The 23,002-nt window shown below is 36.3% G+C and carries 22 protein-coding genes; 1 reads left to right on the forward strand and 21 read right to left on the reverse strand.

Annotation, left to right across the window (positions count from 1 at the left end; genetic code table 11):
- Positions 1-27: 27 nt before the first annotated feature.
- The 15 genes from OEV98_RS01000 to OEV98_RS01070 form a co-directional block, all read right to left on the reverse strand.
- The gene (locus tag OEV98_RS01000) at positions 28-567 is read right to left on the reverse strand and encodes a hypothetical protein (protein WP_263071268.1); all 540 of its coding nucleotides are present in this window, start codon (positions 565-567) and stop codon (positions 28-30) included.
- A gap of 100 nt (positions 568-667) precedes the next feature.
- Complete coding sequence (locus OEV98_RS01005; RefSeq protein WP_263071269.1) at positions 668-892, reverse strand: hypothetical protein; 225 nt, start codon at positions 890-892, stop codon at positions 668-670.
- Positions 893-1,232: 340 nt separating this feature from the next.
- Positions 1,233-2,222: a signal recognition particle-docking protein FtsY gene (gene ftsY, locus OEV98_RS01010; protein ID WP_263071270.1), complete on the reverse strand. Its 990-nt coding sequence runs from the start codon at positions 2,220-2,222 to the stop codon at positions 1,233-1,235.
- A gap of 44 nt (positions 2,223-2,266) precedes the next feature.
- Positions 2,267-5,824, reverse strand: a complete 3,558-nt coding sequence (smc, locus tag OEV98_RS01015) for a chromosome segregation protein SMC (protein WP_263071271.1) — start codon at positions 5,822-5,824, stop codon at positions 2,267-2,269.
- An 18-nt stretch (positions 5,825-5,842) separates the two neighbouring features.
- Positions 5,843-6,586, reverse strand: a complete 744-nt coding sequence (gene rnc, locus OEV98_RS01020) for a ribonuclease III (protein ID WP_263071272.1) — start codon at positions 6,584-6,586, stop codon at positions 5,843-5,845.
- A 336-nt stretch (positions 6,587-6,922) separates the two neighbouring features.
- Complete coding sequence (locus OEV98_RS01025; RefSeq protein WP_263071273.1) at positions 6,923-7,156, reverse strand: acyl carrier protein; 234 nt, start codon at positions 7,154-7,156, stop codon at positions 6,923-6,925.
- 145 nt (positions 7,157-7,301) lie between these two features.
- Positions 7,302-8,045, reverse strand: coding sequence for a 3-oxoacyl-ACP reductase FabG (fabG, locus tag OEV98_RS01030; protein WP_263071274.1), 744 nt, complete (start codon positions 8,043-8,045; stop codon positions 7,302-7,304).
- Positions 8,042-8,989 (reverse strand): ACP S-malonyltransferase, encoded by a 948-nt coding sequence (gene fabD / locus OEV98_RS01035; protein WP_263071275.1) that lies wholly within the window; start codon positions 8,987-8,989, stop codon positions 8,042-8,044. Before fabD ends, fabG begins: the two co-directional genes overlap by 4 nt.
- A 154-nt stretch (positions 8,990-9,143) precedes the next feature.
- Positions 9,144-10,130 carry a phosphate acyltransferase PlsX gene (plsX, locus tag OEV98_RS01040; RefSeq protein WP_263071276.1) on the reverse strand — a complete coding sequence of 329 codons (987 nt, stop codon included), beginning with the start codon at positions 10,128-10,130 and terminating at the stop codon, positions 9,144-9,146.
- A gap of 16 nt (positions 10,131-10,146) precedes the next feature.
- On the reverse strand, positions 10,147-10,716 hold the full coding sequence (fapR, locus tag OEV98_RS01045) for a transcription factor FapR (RefSeq protein ID WP_263071277.1): 570 nt from the start codon (positions 10,714-10,716) through the stop codon (positions 10,147-10,149).
- A 146-nt stretch (positions 10,717-10,862) separates the two neighbouring features.
- On the reverse strand, positions 10,863-12,920 hold the full coding sequence (gene recG / locus OEV98_RS01050; protein ID WP_263071278.1) for an ATP-dependent DNA helicase RecG: 2,058 nt from the start codon (positions 12,918-12,920) through the stop codon (positions 10,863-10,865).
- Positions 12,920-13,804: an L-serine ammonia-lyase, iron-sulfur-dependent, subunit alpha gene (sdaAA, locus tag OEV98_RS01055; protein WP_263071279.1), complete on the reverse strand. Its 885-nt coding sequence runs from the start codon at positions 13,802-13,804 to the stop codon at positions 12,920-12,922. Before sdaAA ends, recG begins: the two co-directional genes overlap by 1 nt.
- A 46-nt stretch (positions 13,805-13,850) precedes the next feature.
- Positions 13,851-14,513, reverse strand: a complete 663-nt coding sequence (sdaAB, locus tag OEV98_RS01060; protein ID WP_263071281.1) for an L-serine ammonia-lyase, iron-sulfur-dependent subunit beta — start codon at positions 14,511-14,513, stop codon at positions 13,851-13,853.
- Positions 14,514-14,799: 286 nt separating this feature from the next.
- The gene (locus OEV98_RS01065) at positions 14,800-16,479 is read right to left on the reverse strand and encodes a DAK2 domain-containing protein (RefSeq protein ID WP_263071283.1); all 1,680 of its coding nucleotides are present in this window, start codon (positions 16,477-16,479) and stop codon (positions 14,800-14,802) included.
- Positions 16,480-16,495: 16 nt separating this feature from the next.
- Positions 16,496-16,858, reverse strand: coding sequence for an Asp23/Gls24 family envelope stress response protein (locus OEV98_RS01070; RefSeq protein ID WP_263071286.1), 363 nt, complete (start codon positions 16,856-16,858; stop codon positions 16,496-16,498).
- A gap of 349 nt (positions 16,859-17,207) precedes the next feature.
- On the opposite strand from OEV98_RS01070, the gene rpmB reads away from it, so the two are divergent.
- Entirely contained in the window at positions 17,208-17,396 is a 189-nt protein-coding gene (rpmB, locus tag OEV98_RS01075) for a 50S ribosomal protein L28 (protein WP_263071288.1), read from the forward strand.
- 143 nt (positions 17,397-17,539) lie between these two features.
- On the opposite strand, the gene spoVM is transcribed toward rpmB, so the two are convergent.
- From spoVM to OEV98_RS01105, 6 genes are all read right to left on the reverse strand, one after another.
- Complete coding sequence (spoVM, locus tag OEV98_RS01080) at positions 17,540-17,620, reverse strand: stage V sporulation protein SpoVM (protein ID WP_263071932.1); 81 nt, start codon at positions 17,618-17,620, stop codon at positions 17,540-17,542.
- 117 nt (positions 17,621-17,737) lie between these two features.
- Complete coding sequence (locus tag OEV98_RS01085; protein ID WP_263071289.1) at positions 17,738-18,388, reverse strand: thiamine diphosphokinase; 651 nt, start codon at positions 18,386-18,388, stop codon at positions 17,738-17,740.
- Between the two features lie 2 nt (positions 18,389-18,390).
- On the reverse strand, positions 18,391-19,047 hold the full coding sequence (rpe, locus tag OEV98_RS01090) for a ribulose-phosphate 3-epimerase (RefSeq protein ID WP_263071290.1): 657 nt from the start codon (positions 19,045-19,047) through the stop codon (positions 18,391-18,393).
- Positions 19,044-19,931 (reverse strand): ribosome small subunit-dependent GTPase A, encoded by an 888-nt coding sequence (gene rsgA / locus OEV98_RS01095; RefSeq protein ID WP_263071291.1) that lies wholly within the window; start codon positions 19,929-19,931, stop codon positions 19,044-19,046. Before rsgA ends, rpe begins: the two co-directional genes overlap by 4 nt.
- A 309-nt stretch (positions 19,932-20,240) precedes the next feature.
- Complete coding sequence (gene pknB, locus OEV98_RS01100) at positions 20,241-22,223, reverse strand: Stk1 family PASTA domain-containing Ser/Thr kinase (RefSeq protein WP_317633773.1); 1,983 nt, start codon at positions 22,221-22,223, stop codon at positions 20,241-20,243.
- Positions 22,216-22,968 carry a Stp1/IreP family PP2C-type Ser/Thr phosphatase gene (locus OEV98_RS01105; RefSeq protein ID WP_263071292.1) on the reverse strand — a complete coding sequence of 251 codons (753 nt, stop codon included), beginning with the start codon at positions 22,966-22,968 and terminating at the stop codon, positions 22,216-22,218. Before OEV98_RS01105 ends, pknB begins: the two co-directional genes overlap by 8 nt.
- Positions 22,969-23,002: the final 34 nt, after the last annotated feature.

Consider the following 23,002-nt stretch of genomic DNA (forward strand, 5'->3'; position numbering starts at 1 on the left):
TTCTACTCCTTAGTGAAGTGAATCTAGCTATCTTCTTCTATTTTTGGCATTTAGCAATCGATTCATTTCTTCTTCACGATTTAGTTCCCTCTCTTGTTGTCCATCAGTTGATTGCTCCCTATTCTTCTCCCCTTGTTTTGAATCCTTTCGCTTACGATAATTCGGATCTAATGCACTTCCCTTCTTGTTGCTTATCCAGATAAGATATTTAAGATATTTCAATTGATTTTCCTGTTGCTCCGATGGATTTTCAATAACAAATTTCCCTGTTTGCTCCTTGGTTATATTATACTTTTGTTTCTGTTTTTTCAATAGCTCATTTGTCGTTTGATTTATTGCTTTCGTTTTTATTTTTCTATTTCTATTAAAGAGTGATGTTATCTTAGATAGTATATACGCTAAGCCTAGTCTCCGGATAACGAATTCAAGAAATAACAGGAAAAACGCAAGTAAAAGTACCCAATGGCTTAAATCTGTTCTTGTAACAGCACTAGTATTCATTTCACGAAATGCTTCTTTTTCATTATTCAATACTTTTCCATTCGTAATAGTGACTATTTCCTGCAATAGTTCATTATTTTCCCTTGTAACAAATATTCATTAGGGTAAGGAATCGAAAATCCCGATTGAAAAAGCGATTACTCCGGTACAGTGTGATTTGGTTATGTCAGAAACTCACAAAATAACCATCCTTTTCATAAACCCCTGACATGGACACATCCTGATTTTTTGTTTGCTGGGTCTCTATTGCGTCTGGAATCCCCTTTGCACCTATAGCTGAATAGCCAGCAATAAACATAATCGATAAATTACTAGATTTTGCATTTACGTTCATTGGAAAAAATAGAAAAAGGATTATTAGTACTAATAATAATAAACCTTTCTTCCTCACACGATCCCCCCTCAATCACACGTATCGTTTCTTTTGATTTTATAAATATAGACGAAATAAAATCAAAAATTACTTCATATTTTTCTTTTTTTATTAAAAATAATTATATAGTTAAATTTCTGAACATAATAGCTATAAAAAAAGGGACGTACTTTTCGTACAAATCCCTGCCTTCAAAAATAGGCTGTTTTCATATCGTATATTGGTGTTTAGCAATAATCCGCAGACTTAATAGTATTGCTTACTTCAATTAATTAATTTGAATAAACCTTTAAAAAAACAGCTAAAAAATTGTTAATATAGTTAATAATCAAACAAACATTGGAAACGTAAAAATTCATTATCCCTCGGCTTCTTCATTTAGTCCGGCAAAAAGACCGTAGACGTATTGTTCAAGGTTGAATTCTTGTAAATCGTCCATTTTTTCACCGAGTCCGACAAATTTTACAGGAATATTCAGTTCCTTCCGGATGGCAATAACGATACCACCTTTTGCTGTTCCGTCTAATTTAGTTAAAACAATACCTGTGACATCCGTTGCCTCTTTAAACTGCTTTGCTTGTATCATTGCATTTTGACCTGTTGTTGCGTCTAATACAAGCAAAACTTCATGCGGTGCTCCAGGAACTTCCCGTTCAATTACTCTTTTTACTTTCTCTAATTCTTTCATTAAATTCACTTTATTTTGTAAGCGTCCGGCTGTGTCACATAAAAGTACATCCACATTTCGGGAACGAGCTGCTTGAAGTGCATCAAACATAACGGCAGCAGGATCTGATCCCTCACTTTGCTTAATGACTTCAACACCTGCACGATCGCCCCATACTTCTAATTGTTCAATCGCACCTGCGCGGAATGTATCTCCTGCAGCAAGCATTACCTTTTTTCCTTCCTGCTTAAACTTATACGCAAGCTTGCCAATCGTCGTCGTTTTTCCTACACCATTAACCCCTACAAAAAGAATAACCGTTAGATCATTTTCCTGGACATTCAATTGTGAAAGATCATCCGATTCACCTTCATAAATATCCACTAATTTTTCCATAATCACTTCTTTTACTTCTGATGAATCTTGGATTTTACGCTTTTTCACTTCCATTTTCAATTCATCCACAAGCTCTAATACGGTATCAAAGCCAACATCTGCTTGAATTAATATCTCTTCTAATTCTTCAAAGAAATCTTCATCCACTTTTCGATAGCGTGCGACAAGATCATTAACTTTTCCTGCAAAGCTTTGTCTCGTCTTCGTTAAGCCATCTTTAAATTTTTCTGTTACCGTATCCGTTTGCTTTGTCAATTTTTCTTTTAACTTATCGAAAAAACCCATTACCTAATCACTTCCTTCATTTTTCCAAATAATTGCTCGAAATCCTATACCATTTCCAATGTTTCTTCCAGCCGTACAGATACAAGCTTCGAAACTCCGGATTCCTGCATTGTTACCCCGTATAATACGTCCGCTTCTTCCATTGTTCCTTTTCGGTGTGTAATTACAATAAATTGTGTTTCCTGACTGAACTGCTTCAAATATTGACTGAATCGATAAACATTTGCTTCATCAAGTGCTGCTTCAACCTCATCCAATACACAAAACGGTACTGGTCGAACGCGTAATATCGAGAATAGTAAAGCAATCGCAGTAAGTGCACGCTCACCACCGGAAAGAAGCGCTAAGTTTTGTAGCTTTTTCCCTGGTGGCTGAGCAATAATTTCCACTCCAGTATTTAATAAATCGTCAGGATTCGTTAATTTTAGCTCGGCACGGCCTCCACCAAATAAGGAACGGAATACAGAATCAAACTGATCACGAATCGAAGTAAAGGTTTCATCAAAGCGTTTGACCATTTCTTCATCCATTTCTTCGATAACCTGGAATAACGTATCCTTCGCATTTTGCAAATCATCCTTTTGGACGGATAAAAATTCGTAGCGCTCTGATACCCGTTCATACTCATCAATTGCTCCAATATTAACAGTTCCAAGTTCATCGATTGCTAGCTTAATTAACTTCACCTTTTTTCGTGCTTCTTCATAAGGAAGTGTTAACGGATATTGTTCCTTTGCCCCTTCATACGTAAGAAAATACTCTTCTCGTAACACATTTAAACGATTTTCCAAGTCAACATCTAGACGATTTAATTTAACTTCTTCATCTACTAACAGCTCTGTTAAGCCTTTATGCTGCCTCTTCAATTCTTTACCTTCGTTTTCAATATCTTCTAGCTTTTGCTGGAATTCTAAGCGCTGTTTTCTGCGATCAGAAATTAATTGAATCGTATTATTTTTATCTATTAGCTTTTGTTTTGCTTCTTCCTCCAGCAATTCTTTTCCAGAATGACTAGAATCCATTTCAACGACTAATAATTGTAACCCTTGTTCATTATCTGCTAGCTGATTCGTTACATCTTCATATCTCGCTGTCACTTCTTCTAATTGGCTGGAAATATGCCGTAGCTGTTCTTCTTTTTTGGCAATGGCAATTTTAAGTTCATTGCTTTCATCGACTAATGTTGCTTTCAATGTTTGGTCACTATTCCGTTTCTCGGATAGCTCTTTAATTTCTTGATCAATTTGCTGGATTTGCGATTGAATTTCAAGTATTCTTGCTGCATTGCGATTTCTTTTATTTAGTAAGGCTTGTTCTTCTTGTATGAAATCTTTTTCTTCTGCGTCATAAATTGCTAACTTATCATTAATGTTCTTTTCATTCCACTCAATTTCTTTTAGTTGATCCTTTAATACTTGTTCCTCTTGACGGAAAATATCCCCTTCCTCGCGTAGCTGTTGTAGTCTTTCCTCGAGCATTTTAATGTCTTGTTTTTTCGTTTTCACTTCATGCTCTAAGCTAGCGCATTTCTCTTCCATCTCCACAAGTTTTGTTTTTAATGCTTCTAATTCCGTCTTTCGACTTAATAAGGAACTAGATTTTTGTTTTACGGCACCACCAGTCATGGAACCTCCAGGATTTACTACATCACCATCTAATGTGACAATTCGGAAACGATATTGTAGCTGCTTCGCTAATTCGTTTGCACCATGAAGATCCTTCGTAATAATGACATTTCCTAATAAATTATACATAATATTGCTGTACTTTTTATCAAAGGAAAGCAATTCTGCTGCAATGCCAACATAAGCCGAGTGTCCAGAAAGGAACTGTTTCGTTGCACTAGGAATTTCCTTCGGTTTAATAACGGATAACGGTAAGAAAGTAGCACGTCCATAATGCTTTGTCTTTAAATATTGAATCGCTGCTCTCGCGTGCTCTTCCTTTTCGACAACCACATGCTGCATACTAGCAGCAAGTGCTATTTCGATTGCTATTTCGTACCGTTTCTCCACATTAATTAATTCTGCAACTGCACCTTCAATACCTTTTAATTGATCCTTCGCTTTTAATACCTCTTTAACACCTTGGTAAAATCCAGAATAATCATCTTCCATTTCTTCCAGAATATCTTTCCTGGATTTTGCTTGTTGGATAAATTGGAGGGCTTGATAATACGATTTCTCTATTTTTTCAAATTGAGTTTGTGTATTCTCTAGGTTTCGTTGTTGTGCACGATATTGATGAATTTTTTCATCAATTTTTTCTTGCTGTTGTTTTAACTGTTCCGCAATTTTTTTCTTATTATCTATAATAGTTGCACGTTCATGAATGTATTTTTCATTCTCGCCAACAAGTCTTTCTCTTTTATTCGAAAATTGTTCTAATTGATTATTCACATGTTGTTCTTCATTTTTTATTGCCGCTTGATCATTTAATAATTCAATGTAATCACTTTTCAATGATTCAATTTTTTCTTCAATATCTTCAGCAAAGTATTCCAGTTGTGATTGCTTTTCCTTTAAGCTTGTCCGTTCCTTTTGAATACTTTCTTCGAGAGCAATTTTATCACTTGTAAGCGTAGCTATTTCTTTTTCTAAAACAAAAACCTTTTGTTTCCCATCTTCAATCGCTTTTTCAAGCTGGAAACGATTTTGTGCGGCATTTTTTTTGCGCTCTTTTAATAATTCCTTTTTTCCCTCTAGCTTTTCCAATTCTTCACTTGTAACGAGTAGGACATGCTGCAGCTGATCAATGGAATCATCCAAAGCAGCAATTTTATCTCTCATATCATGAATTTGTGCTTCTTTTGATTGGAGAGTACTGGACAGCTCAATTTCTTTATCTTTATGAGCAGCTAACTCCGCTTTCAATTTCTCCCATTTTTCATGTAATTGCTCGATTTCATACACAAGTAAGGAGACTTCAAATTGCTCTAAGTCCTCTTTCTTCTGCATATAATCCTTTGCAATGGATGCTTGTTGCTTTAACGGCTCAATTTGGCCTTCTAATTCATGTAAAATATCTCGAACACGATTTAAATTGTCTTCTGTCTCTTCTAATTTACCTTCTGCCTTCTTTTTCCTTGTTTTATATTTTAGGACACCAGCAGCTTCCTCAAAAATTGTTCTACGTTCTTCCGCCTTACTATTAAGGATTTCTTCGACTTTCCCCTGACTGATAATAGAAAAAGCCTCTCTGCCTAAACCAGAATCCATTAATAGTTCTACAATATCCTTTAATCGACAGGTTTGCTTATTGATAAAAAATTCACTTTCACCTGATCGATATACACGCCGTGTGATACATACTTCATTGTAATCAATCGGCAAAAAATGATCCTCATTATCTAGCGTTAGCGCTACCTCAGCAAAATTAAGGGCTTTTCTTGAATCACTCCCAGCAAAGATGATATCTTCCATCTTGCCGCCTCTTAATGACTTCGCAGATTGCTCGCCGAGTACCCAGCGAATCGCATCTATAATATTACTTTTCCCACTACCATTTGGTCCAACAACAGCTGTTACTCCTTGGACAAAATCAATGGTCATTCGCTCGGCAAATGATTTAAAGCCTACGATATCTATCCGTTTGAGAAACATTCCCGTTCCCCCAATCCATTACTTATTATTACTCTCTTTATTGTAAAGTGTATTTAATGCAATTTGCGCAGCTTTTTGCTCTGCTTCTTTTTTTGATTTACCGAGTCCTGTTCCATAAGCTACACCATTTATTTTTACTTGAGAATAGAATTCCCGATTATGTGCGGGCCCTCTTTCTTCGATAATTTCATATTCTACTGCACCTAAGCCATCATGCTGAATAAATTCCTGCAATTGACTTTTAAAATCCATCACATGAGAAAAAGCACCTTCTTTAATTTTCGGGAATACAACTTTCTCTAAAAACGAAACAACGGTATCAATGCCTTGATCTAAAAACAATGCACCAATAAATGCTTCAAACGCATCTGCTAAAAGTGCCGGACGCTTTCTACCCCCAGTTATTTCTTCTCCCTTACCAAGACGCATTAACTCTCCAAAATCTAAAGATTGAGCGAACGATACTAACGAAGGCTCACATACAATTGCTGCACGTAGTTTCGTTAACTCTCCCTCTGCCATCAGCGGAAAATTTGTATATAAAAATTTCGAAACCGTTAATTCTAATACTGCATCCCCTAAAAATTCCAAACGTTCATTGTCTTCCTGACGTTTTTTACGATGCTCATTCACATAGGATGAATGTGTAAAAGCTTGTTTTAAAAGTGCTTCATTAGAAAATTTTACTCCGATTCGTTCTTGGAATTGCTCATATCTTCTATCTTTCATTTTTGATTCTTTATAGCGATTATATTTAGTCATTTCGTACACACACCTCATGTTTTATACAAATCAGTTTAGCTTATAAATGCAAGAATATCAAAGTGTATTTTATTATCTGTTCGGATAGATTTTTGCTATTCTTTAATAAGCTACAGAATGCTATATTACAGACCTTATTAAATAACAACTATCCGTTTAAAAACAGCCATTTTATTATACCATTAATTATTAACGAATGAATACATAAGAAAACACCTCACTTTTGCAAGTGAAGTGTAAAAAATCATCTTTTTTAATTTTACTTGTAAATTGAAATACATCATTCATATAAGAAATGATTATTTTCTACAAGATTCCTTACGATTCTTATAATGATTACAGTTTACTATTTATGTAATCTACAGCGTTTCCTACTGTTAGAATTTTCTCGGAATCTTCATCGGAAAATTGTAATCCAAATTCGTCTTCCAATTCCATTACTAATTCAACAACATCTAGGGAATCGGCGCCTAAATCATCTTTAAACGTTGCTTCAAGTGTAACCTTTGATTCATCTACACCTAAACGGTCAACGATAATTTTTGTTACGCGTTCTAATACTTCGCTCACATAATCACCTCCCCTCAAGTATTATATTCGATTCTTATGGAATAATAAAGTCCCGCTTGGTAAAAATTTACTAATCCGAATCGAAATGTAATAGGGCAAAATATAATGTAACTCCATAGAGGAATAATCCACATGGCTGCAAGTATTACATATACATTCCACCGTTAACATGAATCGTTTGTCCAGTTATATAGCTACTATTATCAGAAGCTAAAAAGGCAACGGTTTTTGCAATATCCTTAGGCTCTCCAAGTCTTCCAAGTGGAATTTGTTTATATAATTCTTGTTTTACTTCTTCGGACAATTGATCCGTCATATCTGTTGTAATAAATCCTGGCGCAACAGCGTTTACCGTAATATTACGAGATGCAAGCTCTTTTGCAGTGGATTTCGTTAACCCAATAATTCCTGCTTTTGTCGCAGAATAGTTAACTTGTCCTGCATTTCCACTAAAACCAACAATAGAGGAAATATTAATGATTCTTCCGTCCCGTTGCTTCATCATTTGCCGAGTAACTGCTTTTGTTGTTAAAAATACCCCTTTTAAATTGGTGTTCATAACATCGTCCCATTCGGAATCCTTCATGCGCATTAATAAATTATCTCGGGTGATACCAGCGTTATTCACTAAAATATGCAATTGGCCGAAACGATCGATTGTTTCTTTTACCATTTGCTGAACTTGCTCACTATCTGCTACATTTGCGCGATGGATAAAACATTCCCCACCAAGTGCTTTTATTTCTTCCGCTACTGCAGCTGCCATTGATTCATTTCCAGCATAGTTGACAACAACATTTGCTCCTAGTCTTGCGAGCTCTAATGCTATTTCCCTACCAATTCCTCTAGATGCTCCTGTTACAAGAGCTGTTTTTCCTTGCAAATTCATTTCTTCACCCCTTTTAATTGCTCTAGTGCTGTTACCAAACTAGTCTCATCAAAAATTGGTAGACATGTAACATTTCTATCTACTTTTCGCACGAGTCCAGTTAATACCTTCCCTGCACCAATTTCAATAAAAGTATCCACTCCAAGGGCAATCATTTTACGTACACAATCTTCCCATAATACAGGAGAATATAATTGCTCAATAAGGAGTTTTTTAATCGTAGTACTATCTACTATTGGTTCTGCGGTAACATTTGAAATAACCGGAATGTTTGCTTCATTTATCGTATACGTATTAAGCAATTCTGCTAAATTATCGGAAGCAGGCTCCATTAAACGTGAATGGAATGGTCCGCTTACCTCTAAACCAATCGCACGCTTAGCTCCAGATTCCTTTGCTTTTTCACATGCTTTTTGAACACCTGTTACTGTACCTGAAATAACAATTTGACCTGGACAGTTAATATTCGCTAATTGAACAGAATCTCCATTGCTAGTAATTTCATCTGTAATTTGTTGCAATCTATCGCGATCCAAGCCGAGAATTGCAGCCATTGTTCCATTTCCATTAGGAACAGCAGCTTCCATAAATTCCCCACGCTTTCTCACAATTTGAACGGCATCCTCAAAGGACAATGCTCCTGCCGCCACTAATGCTGTATACTCTCCCAAGCTATGACCAGCTACATAATCCGCTTGAATATTTTGTTCCTTCACTAGCTCCAAAATCGCAATACTTGTAGTTAACAAGCTTGGCTGTGCATTAGCTGTTCGAGTTAATATATCTTGTGGTCCTTCAAAAATAGTGGTGGATAAGGATTCTCCTAATGCTTGATCGGCACGATTATAGATATCCTTTACCTTAGCAAATCTAGCGGCTAGCTCTTGTCCCATACCGACAATTTGTGAACCTTGTCCCGGAAAAACAAATGCAATTTTCCCCACACACAAAACCCCTTTCGAATTCATTGGATAAAAAGTACTGGATTTAACTTTCGCTATGTTCTTAAAATATGTTTAAAAATAAAAAACTAGATTGGCATAAATAAAATAGTCCATAAACTGTACATAAGCATATTTGCCATTTCAACTTTATTCGTTAGTTATTTTTCAAAATTGCTTCTTCCATTTTCTCAGGTACGTGATTCATTACCATTTCTCTCGCTTGCCGAATCGCATGGAAAACAGCTTGTTCATCTGATGAACCATGTGCTTTAACAACCGGTGCTTTTAACCCAAGTAAGCAGGCACCACCATACTCTGAATAATCCAGTTTCTTCTGTAAACCTTTCAAATCCGGTTTCAATACAGCAGCTGCTAATTTCGATTTAACACTACTCATTAATGATGCTTTTAGCATTTTAAACATCGATAATGCTGTGCCTTCAATCGTCTTTAATACCATATTTCCAGTGAAACCATCGGTAACCGCTACATCACAAACGCCAGATAGCAAGTCACGTGCTTCTACATTTCCAACAAAATTAAGATTCGCTTCTTTGAGTAAAAGAAATGCCTGACGGGTTAGTTCATTTCCTTTTTTATCCTCTGTACCGATATTTAATAGGCCAACCCGTGGATTTTTTATCCCTCTTACTTTTTCACTATAAATAGAACCCATATAGGCATTTTGGAGAAGATGTTCTGGTTTGGCATCTGCATTTGCACCAACATCTAATAGTAAAAAGCCTTTTCCATCAATGGTTGGTAATGTTGGAGCAAGCGCAGGTCGATCAATTCCAGGTATCCGTCCAACAACAAATAAACCGGCAGCCATAAGTGCTCCTGTATTTCCAGCAGAAATACATGCTTGGGCACGTCCTTCTTCTACCTCCTTTGCCATCAATACCATAGAGGCCGTTTTCTTTCTTCTTACTGCCCGGACAGGTTCATCTTCTCCTAATATTACTTCTTCTGTATGAATGATCGATATATTGTCATGCTTTGTTAAATAAGGTTTAATTTTTTCCTCATTCCCGATAAGTGTAATTTCAATATCTGGGAATTGTTCCGTTGCTTTCATTGCACCTTTTACAATTGCTTCTGGTGCATTATCTCCGCCCATTGCGTCAATTGCTACTTTCATCTTATGTTGTCCACCTTTATCCATTTTTTCTTGATCGGTACATAGAAAATTCACCTTTAAACACGATTTCTTGATTTACAAAGCTTTGCACTTCAACAATCGTCCGTCCCTTATCATGGTCGATTCCAGTTACCTTTGCTTTTGCTATTACTCTTTCTCCTAGCAATACTTGTCGGACAAACTTTATGTTTGCTTTTGCCGTTAATGCTAATTCATCGTTCATCAGTGCAACAGCAAGAGAGTTTGCTTGAGCAAACAGATGATGCCCCCTTGCAATATTATTCCGCTTGAACACATGATCCGGTTTTATTTCTAATAAAGAAATAGCTTGTTCATCTAAGGAGATATCAATGATTTCTCCGATTACTTCCTCAATTGGTAAGGAACGAACCTCTTCAGAAAAATTCTTTTGTGCGACATTTTTAATGCGCTCTCGCAATTCTGGTATTGAAAGCTCTAACCGGTCTAAACGTATCGTTTGAATACTTACAGAGAATTTTTCCGCTAATTCTTCATCAGTAATAAACGGATTTTCTTTTATTGTTTCTTTTAGTATTTTCTGCCGATCCTTTTTATGAAGTTTCATTTGTCTTACTCCACTCATTTTGTATTAATATATGTAAAGAATATCATTTTTTATGACTAGGTACTAATAGTAGTATAAATAACCAAAAAAAAGAATGCAAGGATTTATTTGCATTCGGAATATTAAAATATTAAACAAGTAATACGTTAGTCAAGTTTTTCTCCATCTAAAATACCTGATGCCTCTATTGTTTCCCTTAACGGTAAATAAAGGTCATCCTCCCAAAATTTTTCAGAATTGATAAGCCGCTCTGCATCACCTCTAGCCGTTTCCAGTGCTCGATAGTCATGCACCATATCTGCTACTTTAAATTCTGGTAAGCCACTTTGTTTCTTCCCAAAGAAGTCACCAGGTCCACGAAGCTCCAAATCTTTTTCACTTAACACGAAACCATCCGTCGTCTCTGTCATGATCTTCATACGCTCTTTCCCGACATCTGATTTCGGATCTGCTAAAAGAATACAGTAAGACTGATGGTCCCCTCGACCAACACGTCCTCTTAATTGGTGGAGCTGAGATAAACCAAAGCGTTCGGCATCATAAATAACCATCATTGTTGCATTTGGTACATTTACCCCTACCTCTACAACTGTGGTAGAGACGAGCACTTGAATTTGATTTTCACTAAATTGCTTCATCACGTGATCTTTTTCTTCGGAAGGTAGTCGACCATGCATTAAGCCAACCGAATATCGATTATGAAAATAATGCACGAGTGATGCGTGTACATCAATCGCATTTTGAACATCTAATTTTTCTGACTCTTCAATTAACGGGCAAATAATGTATGCTTGTCTACCCTTTTGTAATTCTTTTTCCACCATTTGGAGAATACGTTCAAGCATTTCAGGCTTTGCCCAGTAGGTTTCAATGCTCTTTCTACCAGCAGGCATTTCATCAATGATAGAAACATCCATTTCTCCAAATACGGTTATTGCAAGCGTTCTCGGAATCGGGGTAGCAGTCATAAATAATGTATCTGGATTCTCTCCTTTTTCTCTTAACACCCTGCGTTGCTCCACGCCAAAACGATGCTGTTCATCAGTAATTACTAGACCTAGTTGATGGAAATTTACATCATCTTGTATTAGTGCGTGTGTTCCAATGACTATACGGATTTCTCCTGATGCTAGCCCTTCTAGTATAATGTTTCGTTGTTTTTTCTTCGTTGAGCCAGTCAAAAGCTCAACTCTTACTCCAAATGGTTGTAGCATTTTCTTTAAGCTTTCCGTATGCTGCTCAGCGAGAATTTCCGTTGGAACCATAAGTGCCCCTTGATAACCTGAAGTTACCGCTGCATATAAAGCAATGGCTGCAACAACGGTTTTTCCAGAACCAACATCTCCTTGAAGGAGTCGATTCATTCGAAATGGGGATTTCAAATCATGTAAAATTTCGCTTAACACCCGTTTTTGTGCATTTGTTAAAGGAAATGGCAAGGAGGCGATAAAGCTTTTTAATTGCTCATTATCGTATCGAATCGAAATACCTTGGGAATGCTCCCTTTCGAATTTTCTTAAGGCCTGCATCTTTAGCTGGAATAATAAAAATTCTTCATATACCATTCGTCTTCTTGCTTGCTTTAACTGTTGGGCATCCTTTGGAAAATGAAGAGCACCAAGTGCGGTCATCTTGGAATATAGTCGATATTTTCTCCTTATGTCATCAGGAAGCGTTTCATCTAACAGATGACCGTATTGATTAAATGCTAAATAAATAAATCTCCGCAACCCTTTTACAGTCAGTTCTCCTTTTACAGAATAAACCGGTTCGAACTGAGCTTTCTGGACATTATCCACGAGATTACCAAATTGCATTTGGCTAACCGTTATTTGCTGGCGATGACGATTCCACTTTCCTGTAATGGTAACTGGCTGATTGAGGGTAATTTTATTCTTTAAATAAGCTTGGTTGAATATTACTGCTGAAACTAAATATTTATCGACCATGACACGAACGGTAATTCGAGATTTCTTCCTTCCAAAAAAGGCTACAGAAGGTTCACTAGAAATTACACCTTCTACCGTCACTCGTTCATCGTGCTCTACCTCTGACAAATCCCGTAGCCGATTGTCATTATATCGATAGGGTAAATAAGTAAGTAAGTCTTCAATGGTGAAAATATTTAATTCAGCTAATAATGCAGCGGTTTCTTCCCCGATTCCTTTAATAGCAGTTACAGGTTGTTTTATCTCTTCACTCACTATTTCTTTTGCGGTGTGCCGAATATTTCCTGCGCTAAACGCTTACCGGTAGGCGTCGCCGCTAAACCTCCCTGTGCTGTTTCTCTTAAACTTTGTGGCATTGCACGCCCGACGCGATACATCGCATCAATTACTTCATCACATGGAATTTTACTTACAATACCTGCTAATGCCATATCCGCTGCAACCATCGCATTAGCTGCACCCATTGCATTCCTTTTTACACATGGAACTTCCACTAAACCTGCAACTGGATCACATACTAAACCAAGCATATTTTTTAATGTAATCGCCATTGCATCTGCACATTGGCTAGGAGTTCCGCCTGCCATTTCCACAATTGCAGCAGCAGCCATCCCTGCAGCAGATCCTACCTCTGCCTGGCAACCACCTGCGGCACCAGAGATAAACGCATTATTTGCTACTACAAAACCAAATGCGCCTGATGTAAAGAGAAAATTAATCATTTGTTCTCTAGTTGGGTTCAATTTATTTTTTACTGCAAATAGTGTACCCGGAACAACTCCAGCACTTCCTGCAGTAGGTGTGGCACAAATCATTCCCATTGCCGCATTGACTTCATTTGTGGCGACAGCCTTACTAACTGCATCTAATAAAAATTCTCCGGATAAGAAATTACCCTTTTCAATATATTTTTGCAAAAGAACGGCGTCGCCACCTGTTAATCCTGAGTGAGAGGTAACACCATTTAAACCTTTTTCCACAGCACTTTCCATTACTTGGAGATTTTTTTCCATTTGACCAATGATTTCTTCACGACTCTTTTTGGTCACTAACATTTCTTGCTCTATCATAATTTCGCTAATCTTTTTTCCTTGTGATTCCGCGAGATCTATCAATTCACGAACAGTACGAAATAACATAGCTGTCCTCCTTTTTTCTTCATAAATTCCACCTGGTTGGAGCAAACTATTCTACAATTCTAGCAACCTGTAAAATATTTGGCAATTTAGATATAGCATCCATTACTTCTTGGTCTACCGTTTCATCGGTTTCCAATACCATTAATGCAAGCTTACCTTTTTCTTTTCTAGAAACCTCCATATGGCCAATATTAATCTCATATGTTGCTAATACATTTGCTACTGAAGCAATACAGCCAAATCGATCATTATTTACTACAATAATCGCCGGGTTTTCTCCCGTTAGCTTTAATTTAAATCCATTAATTTCATCTATTTCAATTTTCCCACCACCGATAGAAAGTCCAACTAATTCAAGCTCTCCTTCATCGTCTCCGATAACTAACCGCGCAGTATTCGGATGCTCTGGTACTTCTTTTTCTTCAAAAAATTTCACTTCAAGTCCTTGTTCTGCAGCAATTTCCATTGCTTGTATGATTCGTTCATCAAATGTATCATAATCCAATAATCCACCAACGATTGCAACATCTGTTCCATGACCACGATAAGTCTCAGCAAAAGAACCATACAAATGAACATGAGCCCACTTTGGCTGACGTCCAAACACATTTCGTGCGACTCGTCCGATACGTGCTGCTCCTGCCGTATGCGAACTAGATGGTCCAATCATCACTGGACCAATAATATCAAATACACTACGGAATTTCATTGAAATCCCTCCTATTTGCGATTTCCAAAAAAATAATGTAAGGCTGTTATCTATATTTTATGACGCTGAAAATGATGATTAACCTTATATATTATATTATGAAAAAATAGATTTTGAAACAGTGTTTATCATAATCGTACCTTTCTTTTTACCACTTGTAAAAGTACTTATCTAATACTAAGTATTATTTCTATTGGTCGATTATGGTGATAAATCTTTACAAAAAAAATCGTGTCCCAAATGATTGGGACACTTTAGAAAACAACCAAATTTTATTTATTGTTATTTACTCTACAGAAAAAATAAAATGATATAACGGTTGATTACCATCATGAATTTCGACTTCTACATCAGGGTATTGTTCTTCAACAAATGCTGTAAGATCGTTTACTTGTGCCTCGGTCGCATCTTCCCCTTTAAGAATAGTCAAAATTTCACTATCTTCATCAAGCATTTGAGTTAAAAGTGATTTAGCTGCTGCAAGCATTTCTTTTTCCGCTACGACAATATCACCATCTTTAATACCCATAAAGTCATCCTTTTTAATGGATAAACCTTCAATGTTTGTATCTCTAACCGCATAGGTAATTTGTCCTGTTTTAATATTGCTCATTGCTGCAACCATTGTTTTTTCATTTTGTGCAGTGTCTGCACTTGGATTAAACGCAAGTAAAGCCGCTAGCCCTTGTGGGACGGTTTTCGAAGGAATTACGATTACTTCTTGATCCATCACATCGCGTGCTTGCTCGGCTGCCAAAATAATATTTTTATTATTTGGTAAGACGAACACTTTTTTCGCATTAACTTGTTCTACTGCTTTCACAATATCTTCCGTACTTGGATTCATCGTTTGGCCACCCTCAATAACTACTTGGGCACCAATGCTTCTGAATAATTCTCCAATACCACTACCCATTGATACTGTTACAAATCCATATTCAGATGGTTCTTTTGTAGCTACACTTGGAATTGGGGATACCGTTTTATCTGTTTCTAAAATTGTTGTATGCTGTTGACGCATATTTTCTATTTTCAAATTAACTAGTTCACCATATTTTTGACCGTATGTTAAAACATTTCCTGGTTGCTCGGAATGAATATGAACTTTAACAACTTCATCATCCGCAATAACTAATAACGAATCACCAAACTTGTCTAAATCCTGTCTGAATTTTTCTTCAGAGAACGGGTTGTTCTTTAACTTCTCATCTTGTAGGCGAACCATGAATTCTGTACAATAACCGAATACAATATCTTCTGTATGTAAGAAGCTTTGTACACTTTTATGATGCTCTTGTTGCACTAAATGGTCTAATGACACATTTTTTGTTTCCATTGTTTCTAATGCAACACCTTGTAATTGTGCTAAAAATCCTTCATAAACGAACACTAAACCTTGACCACCACTATCTACTACCCCTACTTCTTTTAATACTGGTAATAGGTCTGGCGTACGATTTAAGGAAGCTTTCGCCTCTTTTAACACTTCTTCCATTAAGGTAGTAATATCATTAGTTGTTTTTGCGACTTCTACAGCTTTTTTTGCCGCATCTTTTGCTACCGTTAAAATCGTTCCTTCTACTGGTTTCATTACCGCTTTATATGCAGTTTCTACACCAGCTTGAAGTGCAGCAGCAAAGCCCTCTGCATCCAATGTTACTTTTGGTTCAATATGTTTGGAAAATCCACGGAATAATTGAGATAAAATAACTCCAGAGTTCCCTCTAGCTCCCATTAACAAGCCTTTTGACAATGCTTGTCCTACTTTCCCAATATGAGGTCCAACATTATTTCTAACCTCTTTTGCACCTGAAGTGATAGACAAATTCATATTTGTCCCAGTATCACCATCAGGTACCGGAAAAACGTTTAATGAATCCACATATTTGGCATTTGCTGATAAATGATTTGCACCGTGGAAAATCATTTCAGCAAAACGTTTTCCATCTATTTCTGTAATTGACACAATTTTTCCTCCTTACTTATGAGTTCGTTACCCGAACACCTTGCACAAAAATATTAACAGAATCTGCTTTAATTCCAATCGATTGTTCTAATACATATTTCACTTTTGTTTGTACATTATGAGCAACTTCGGAAATTTTTGTTCCGTAGCTAACAATAATATACATATCGATATGTATACGATCTTCTGCTTGGCGGACAATTACACCTTTAGCATAATTTTCTTTTCGTAATATTTCAGATATACCATCTTTAATTTGATTTTTAGACGCCATACCTACAATACCATAACTATCTACTGCTGCTCCACCACAAACTTGAGCAATTGTATCATTAGAAATTTCAATATGTCCGTACTTTGTTTTTAATTCGATGGACATGTCTTTGTTCCCCCTTTACGGTTTTCAGACAAACTAAACATATTTTACTATAATAAAGATAATTTTAAAAGTCCTAATGTCTGTCTATATTATAAAGCTAAACATTAGACAATATGTCAAGTACTTTTCTATTATTTATTTTAATTACGGAATTTTCCATCGTTTCCCTTTTTTATGGAAACTTGTCCCAAATAATGCTATTTTCCTGTTCTTTGTTTAAAACTCCTATTTACATTTCTATTTATTCCCTTGCTATTGCAATTATTAATTTACTATGGTACATTATTTTAGTATCTTTTAAAATAGACATTGTATGTTTAGCATATTGGTAATAAGGAGGGACAACATAATGGCACGTAAATGCGTAATCACTGGCAAGAAAACTACTTACGGGAATGCTCGTTCTCATGCGATGAACTCAAATCGTCGTACTTGGGGAGCTAACCTACAAAAAGTTCGTATCTTAATTAACGGAAAACCAAAACGTGTGTATGTTTCAGCACGCGCTTTAAGATCTGGTAAGGTAGAACGCGTATAATTTTGTAAGGGCATCTAACTAGATGTCCTTTTTTATTACCTTCTAAAGAAGAAATCCCCTGTCTCATTATTGTAGACAAAGGGATCCTATTATACACAAATTTTGTTATGAAAGTGGAATAATTATCCTCAAATTTCATCCTTCTAATTTTTCTTAAATGCTCCTAATAACGCTCGGACAAACCCACCAATAAATTTAGGCAATTTAATCGTATAAAATTTCACTTACCATTCCCTCCTCGGCTCTAACTGGCATAAATAATTCTCTAAGACAATCAACATATTATATTCGTTGTATCCACATTACGTACATTTACCTCAAAAAAATTTTGCTCCGCAATTTTAATCATTGCTCCTTACTACTAATAATATGCCTTTAGAAAATGAATAAGTACCATGACGCTGAATAAGTTCATTACTTATACATAGTGTCGAACCAATAAAAATATTCCTATCTTTTAGTGGATATTTAAAACCTACCAATGATAAATTTTCGACCGTCTGAGTGAATGGAATAAAGGAAATATATTGTTTATCCGGTAATTGCTCTAATAAATATTGGCCAGGACGTTTTACTTCTAAAATATTTTGTCTATCAATAATCTCGATGCTTGCATTTTTTATCGCAGCAATTGGTTTCATAAGTAAAAATAGATTGGCAAGCATATGATCTAGCCTTCCGCCAGTTGCACCAAAAATTCGGATGAGGGATGGGTTTTGCTGACTAGCCACTTGCAATGCTAATTCCATATCTGTTTCATCTTTTTCCGTTTGATATTTCAATACATTTGGTAGACTAGACTGATAAACTTCTAGTTCTTCCTTTGTTACTGAATCAAAATCACCTATTGCAACAGCAGGCGTGATACCCTTATCCAGTAAGTACCGATTTCCTCGATCGACCCCAATCCAAAAAATATCGGGATTAGCTTTATCTGTTTTCAAATCTGGAATAAATTCTGGAGGACCTCCACCAACAATATACACAATCATCTTTACTTATTCACATTCCCGCGAATTTGAGCAATCGCGCTCGCACGGTCCTTTTCGTTAAATATCGCCGAGCCTGCAACTAATACATTTGCGCCAGCTTCGATACACAGACTAGCGGTCTCTTCATTAACGCCACCATCTACTTCTATATCGTATGTATATGCAAATTCATCCTTCAATTGTTTAATTTGCTGAATTTTTTTCAGCACATTGGGGATGAACTTTTGTCCTCCAAAACCCGGATTTACGGTCATTAAAAGTACAAGATCTACTTCACTTAATATTTCCGAGATCATTGCTACAGGTGTTGCGGGGTTTATAACGACACCAGCATTAATTCCTTGCTCCTTAATTTGGTGAATCGTCCGGTGAAGATGTGGACATGCCTCCGCATGGACAGAAATAATATCTGCACCAGCTTTTGCGAAATTCGAAATATATTGGCCAGGATTATCAATCATTAAATGAACATCGAAAGTTAATGATGTTACCGGACGAATCGCTTCTACTATTAATGGACCAATTGTAATATTAGGAACAAAATGGCCATCCATTACATCAATATGAATATAATCTGCCCCACCCTTTTCGACATCTTTTACTTCCTGTGCTAATTTTGAAAAATCTGCTGATAAAATGGAAGGTGCTATTTTAATCATTTGTCATACCTCGGCTTTCTTTCACGAATTTCCTCTAAAAATGTTAAATAATGTTCATATCTATATGTTTTTACTTCTCCTGTTTCCACTGCCTGTTTTACCGCACATTTCGGTTCTTTCACATGAAGACAGCCACGGAATTTACAATCGTTCATTCTTTCCTTCATTTCTGGAAAATAAAATGGTAATTCCTCTATTTCAATCTCAGTAAAATCCATCGAGCTAAATCCTGGTGTATCTGCTACTAACCCTTCGCCTACATCTAGTAATTCCACATGGCGGGTTGTATGCTTTCCTCGACCGAGGTGTTTAGAAATCGCATTTGTTTCCAAATCAAGATCTGGTCGTAATGCATTTAATAGCGTCGATTTACCTACTCCTGATTGACCAGCAAAGACAGAAATTTTATCGTTTAAATATGGATAAATAGCCTTAATTCCATCGGATGTTTCGGAAGAAGTAATTATCACCTGATAGCCAATTGTTCGGTAATCCTCGGCAAATTTTTCTATTTTTTCTAGTTCTTCCTCGTCTAATAAGTCTTTCTTTGTAATAATAATGATTGGTTCAATATATTTTGATTCAATGATTACTAGAAAGCGATCGAGCAATATTGTGTTAAAATCGGGATCTTTTGCTGAAAATACTAAAATGACTTGATTTACATTGGCAATTGGCGGTCGAACGAGTTCGTTTTCCCGCTCTTTTATATCAAGAATATATCCTTCTAAGTCGTTTTCTGCTGAAAATTCTACATTATCACCAACAAGTGGGGTAATATTTTTTTTTCGAAAAACTCCTCTTCCGCGGCATTGGATAATTTTTTGATCACTTTTTACGTAGTAAAAACCACTTAAAGCTTTTATTATTTTGCCTTGAGGCATAGCATCACTCCTAATTATATTTATCACATGATTTCATGGAAAATTTATATTACTATCATTTCCTATGTCAGCTTACCGTCATACTATATTGTAAACAATTAGCAAACATTTTTCATGTATATCTTAAAAAATACCGAAATTTTGCTGCTACTATTGACTTTTTGGTGGCTAACAGAATACATTACATGCGTATTATCGTTTCTTTGTACAAATGCTTACTATCTGGTTTTAATCTTATTCCACTACAATAAATTTCAACATACCGATATGAAAAAAATGCCCCATTTTGGTGGCATTTTTTTCGTACGTTTATTCTGGGTAATCTACTTGATAATCTTGGACAACCTCATTATCAATTACTACTTTATATCTACCTTTTGTACCTGGAGCTATCACTAAATCAATAAGTCTTCGTGTATCTTCCGTGATAGTAAACACTTCATATGGATCTGTTATCTCCCGGTTCATGTCCTCGATAAAAATTTGCACGTTTTGAACTTGATTTTCTTCCGAATTCCCTGTATACGTAATCGCAATATCAACTGTTACATTTTTCGGAGGTAATTCCTCTTTCCCTTTCGAGATTACGACATTTACTGTTGTACCTTTTGTAATTTGTGTACCAGCCTCAACATCTTGACTAATTACATAGCCTTTCGGAATTGTTTCATGATATTCTTCACCCGAAATATTAATCGTTATTCCATTGGAAGATGCATAATCCTTTAAAGCATTTTGCGGATATTCTGTTAAATTAGCTAAAGCAAAGGTTTCTTTTCCTTTACTTACCGTAAAGGTAATGACTGTTTCCTCTGGAATTACAGCTGTCCCTGGTTCAGGATCCTGTTCGATAATCGTACCTGCTTCACTTTCATCATATACCTCTTCCACTTTAATATCCTTAAATGGACGGGATTGTGATTGTAAAATGGCTAGTACATCCTCATAGGCACGATCCTTAAAGTCAGGTAATTCTTCTGTTTCTAACCCAGTACTGACATACAGATTAATCTCACTTCCCTCAACAGCTAAACGCCCTGCTTTCGGATCCGTTCGAATAATATGATCTTTTTCAATTTCCTCACTGGCCATTTCTGTAGTCTTACCAATAGTAAAACCAGCACTTTCTAATTCATCAATTGCTTCGTCAAGTGTTAAATTCGTAACATCCGGCACTTTTATATCATCTGGACCGAAAAGGCTAGGAAACACCGTTAATGTTAATATTCCGAGTATGATAATAAGTGCAGATAAGGAAAGAAGCACAATTGGCCATTTTTTCCGTTTTTTCTTCTTTGGTTCCTCTTCCTTTGGCAAACCCTCTTGTATTTTATTAGGCTGTGAATCTCTTATTACCGTATCCTGTAATTGATTAAACCCACGCTCATCAGAAATGATTGGGATAGCCTTAGTAGCTTCCTCATCAACTGGTATTTCAAAACGAGGTTCGTTAATACGGTTTTCATCTAAACAAGTCCGTAAATCTTCCTCTAGTTCTCCCACGTCTTGATAACGATAAAATGGATCTTTAGCAGTTGCCTTCAAAATAATATTTTCTACACTTTGCGGAATCAATGGATTCCATTTTTTTGGAGAAGGTGTTTCATCCTGTAAATGCTTTAAGGCTATTGATACTGCAGATTCTCCGGAAAAAGGCAAGCGACCAGTAAGCATTTCAAACAACACAATCCCCAAGGAATAAATATCAGACTTTTTCGTTGCAATTCCACCACGAGCCTGTTCCGGGGAAATATAATGGACAGAACCTAGCATCGTATTGGTATGTGTTATCGTCGTCGAAGTAAGCGCCATCGCAATTCCAAAATCTGTAATTTTCACATTCCCTTTTTTATCGATTAAAACATTCTGTGGTTTTATGTCTCGATGGATTATATTATTTTGATGTGCATGTTGAATGGCTGAAGTAAGTTGCTTCATAATGTCGATTGCTTTATCTATTCCAAGCGGAGAATGATTTTGAATAAATTGCTTTAATGTTTCTCCATTGACATATTCCATTACAATATAATAAATATCAGGATCTTCCTCGCCAACATCATAAATATTTACAATGTTAGGATGTACAAGACTAGTTGCTGATTGTGCTTCGCGGTGAAATCTTCGAATAAAATCTTCATCATTTGCGAAATCTAATCGTAGAATTTTCACTGCTACATATCTTTCAAGGATGACGTCCCTTGCTAAATACACGTCAGCCATCCCACCGCCACCAATTTTTTCAATCAGCTTATAGCGATCATTAATTCTCTTACCAATCAACAATTTAGTCACCTGCTTTCTCTGCGAGGATGTTATGAACGATTGCTAATGAAATATTATCTTCTCCCCCATTATCATTTGCTAAGGCAATTAAATGTGTTGCTTTTTCTTCAAGCGAATCGTCTGTTAATAAAATTCCCGACATCTCGGTATCTGTCACTCGATTGGATAAACCGTCTGAGCATAATAACAATAAGTCCCCATCTTCAAAGGTTATCGTTTTTATATCTACTTCCACTTGTGGCTCCGTTCCCAATGCACGGGAAAGAACATTTTTTCGCGGATGATGTTCCGCATCTTCTTTTGATAGTTGTCCACTTTTCACTAGCTCATTTACTAATGAATGATCATCTGTCAGTTGATAAAACCCATTCTCATTCATTACATAGCAACGACTATCTCCTACATTTGCAACTGTCGCAAATTTGTCATTACAAATAGCGGCTACAATCGTCGTACCCATTCCACGACATTCCTCATGCTCATTCGCATATTGGAGTACTTCATCATTTATTTCGACTACATGTTTCAAAAACCATTGTTCTGCCTTCTCTGGCGTGTCAATTTGATTAGCTTCTTCCCATCTTTTTTGCAATAGCTCAGAAGTCATTCGGCTAGCTACATCACCAGCTAAATGACCTCCCATGCCATCTGCAACCATTGCAAGTAATTCACCTGATTGGTTGGAAAAAATACTAACAAAATCCTCGTTATGGGTTCTTATTCTCCCACAGTCTGTTCGAAATACTGATTTCATATATTTGTCACCTCTCAACAGTTCACCTACATAC

This window comes from Perspicuibacillus lycopersici (assembly GCF_025660475.1).
GTDB lineage: Bacteria > Bacillota > Bacilli > Bacillales > Caldibacillaceae > Perspicuibacillus > Perspicuibacillus lycopersici.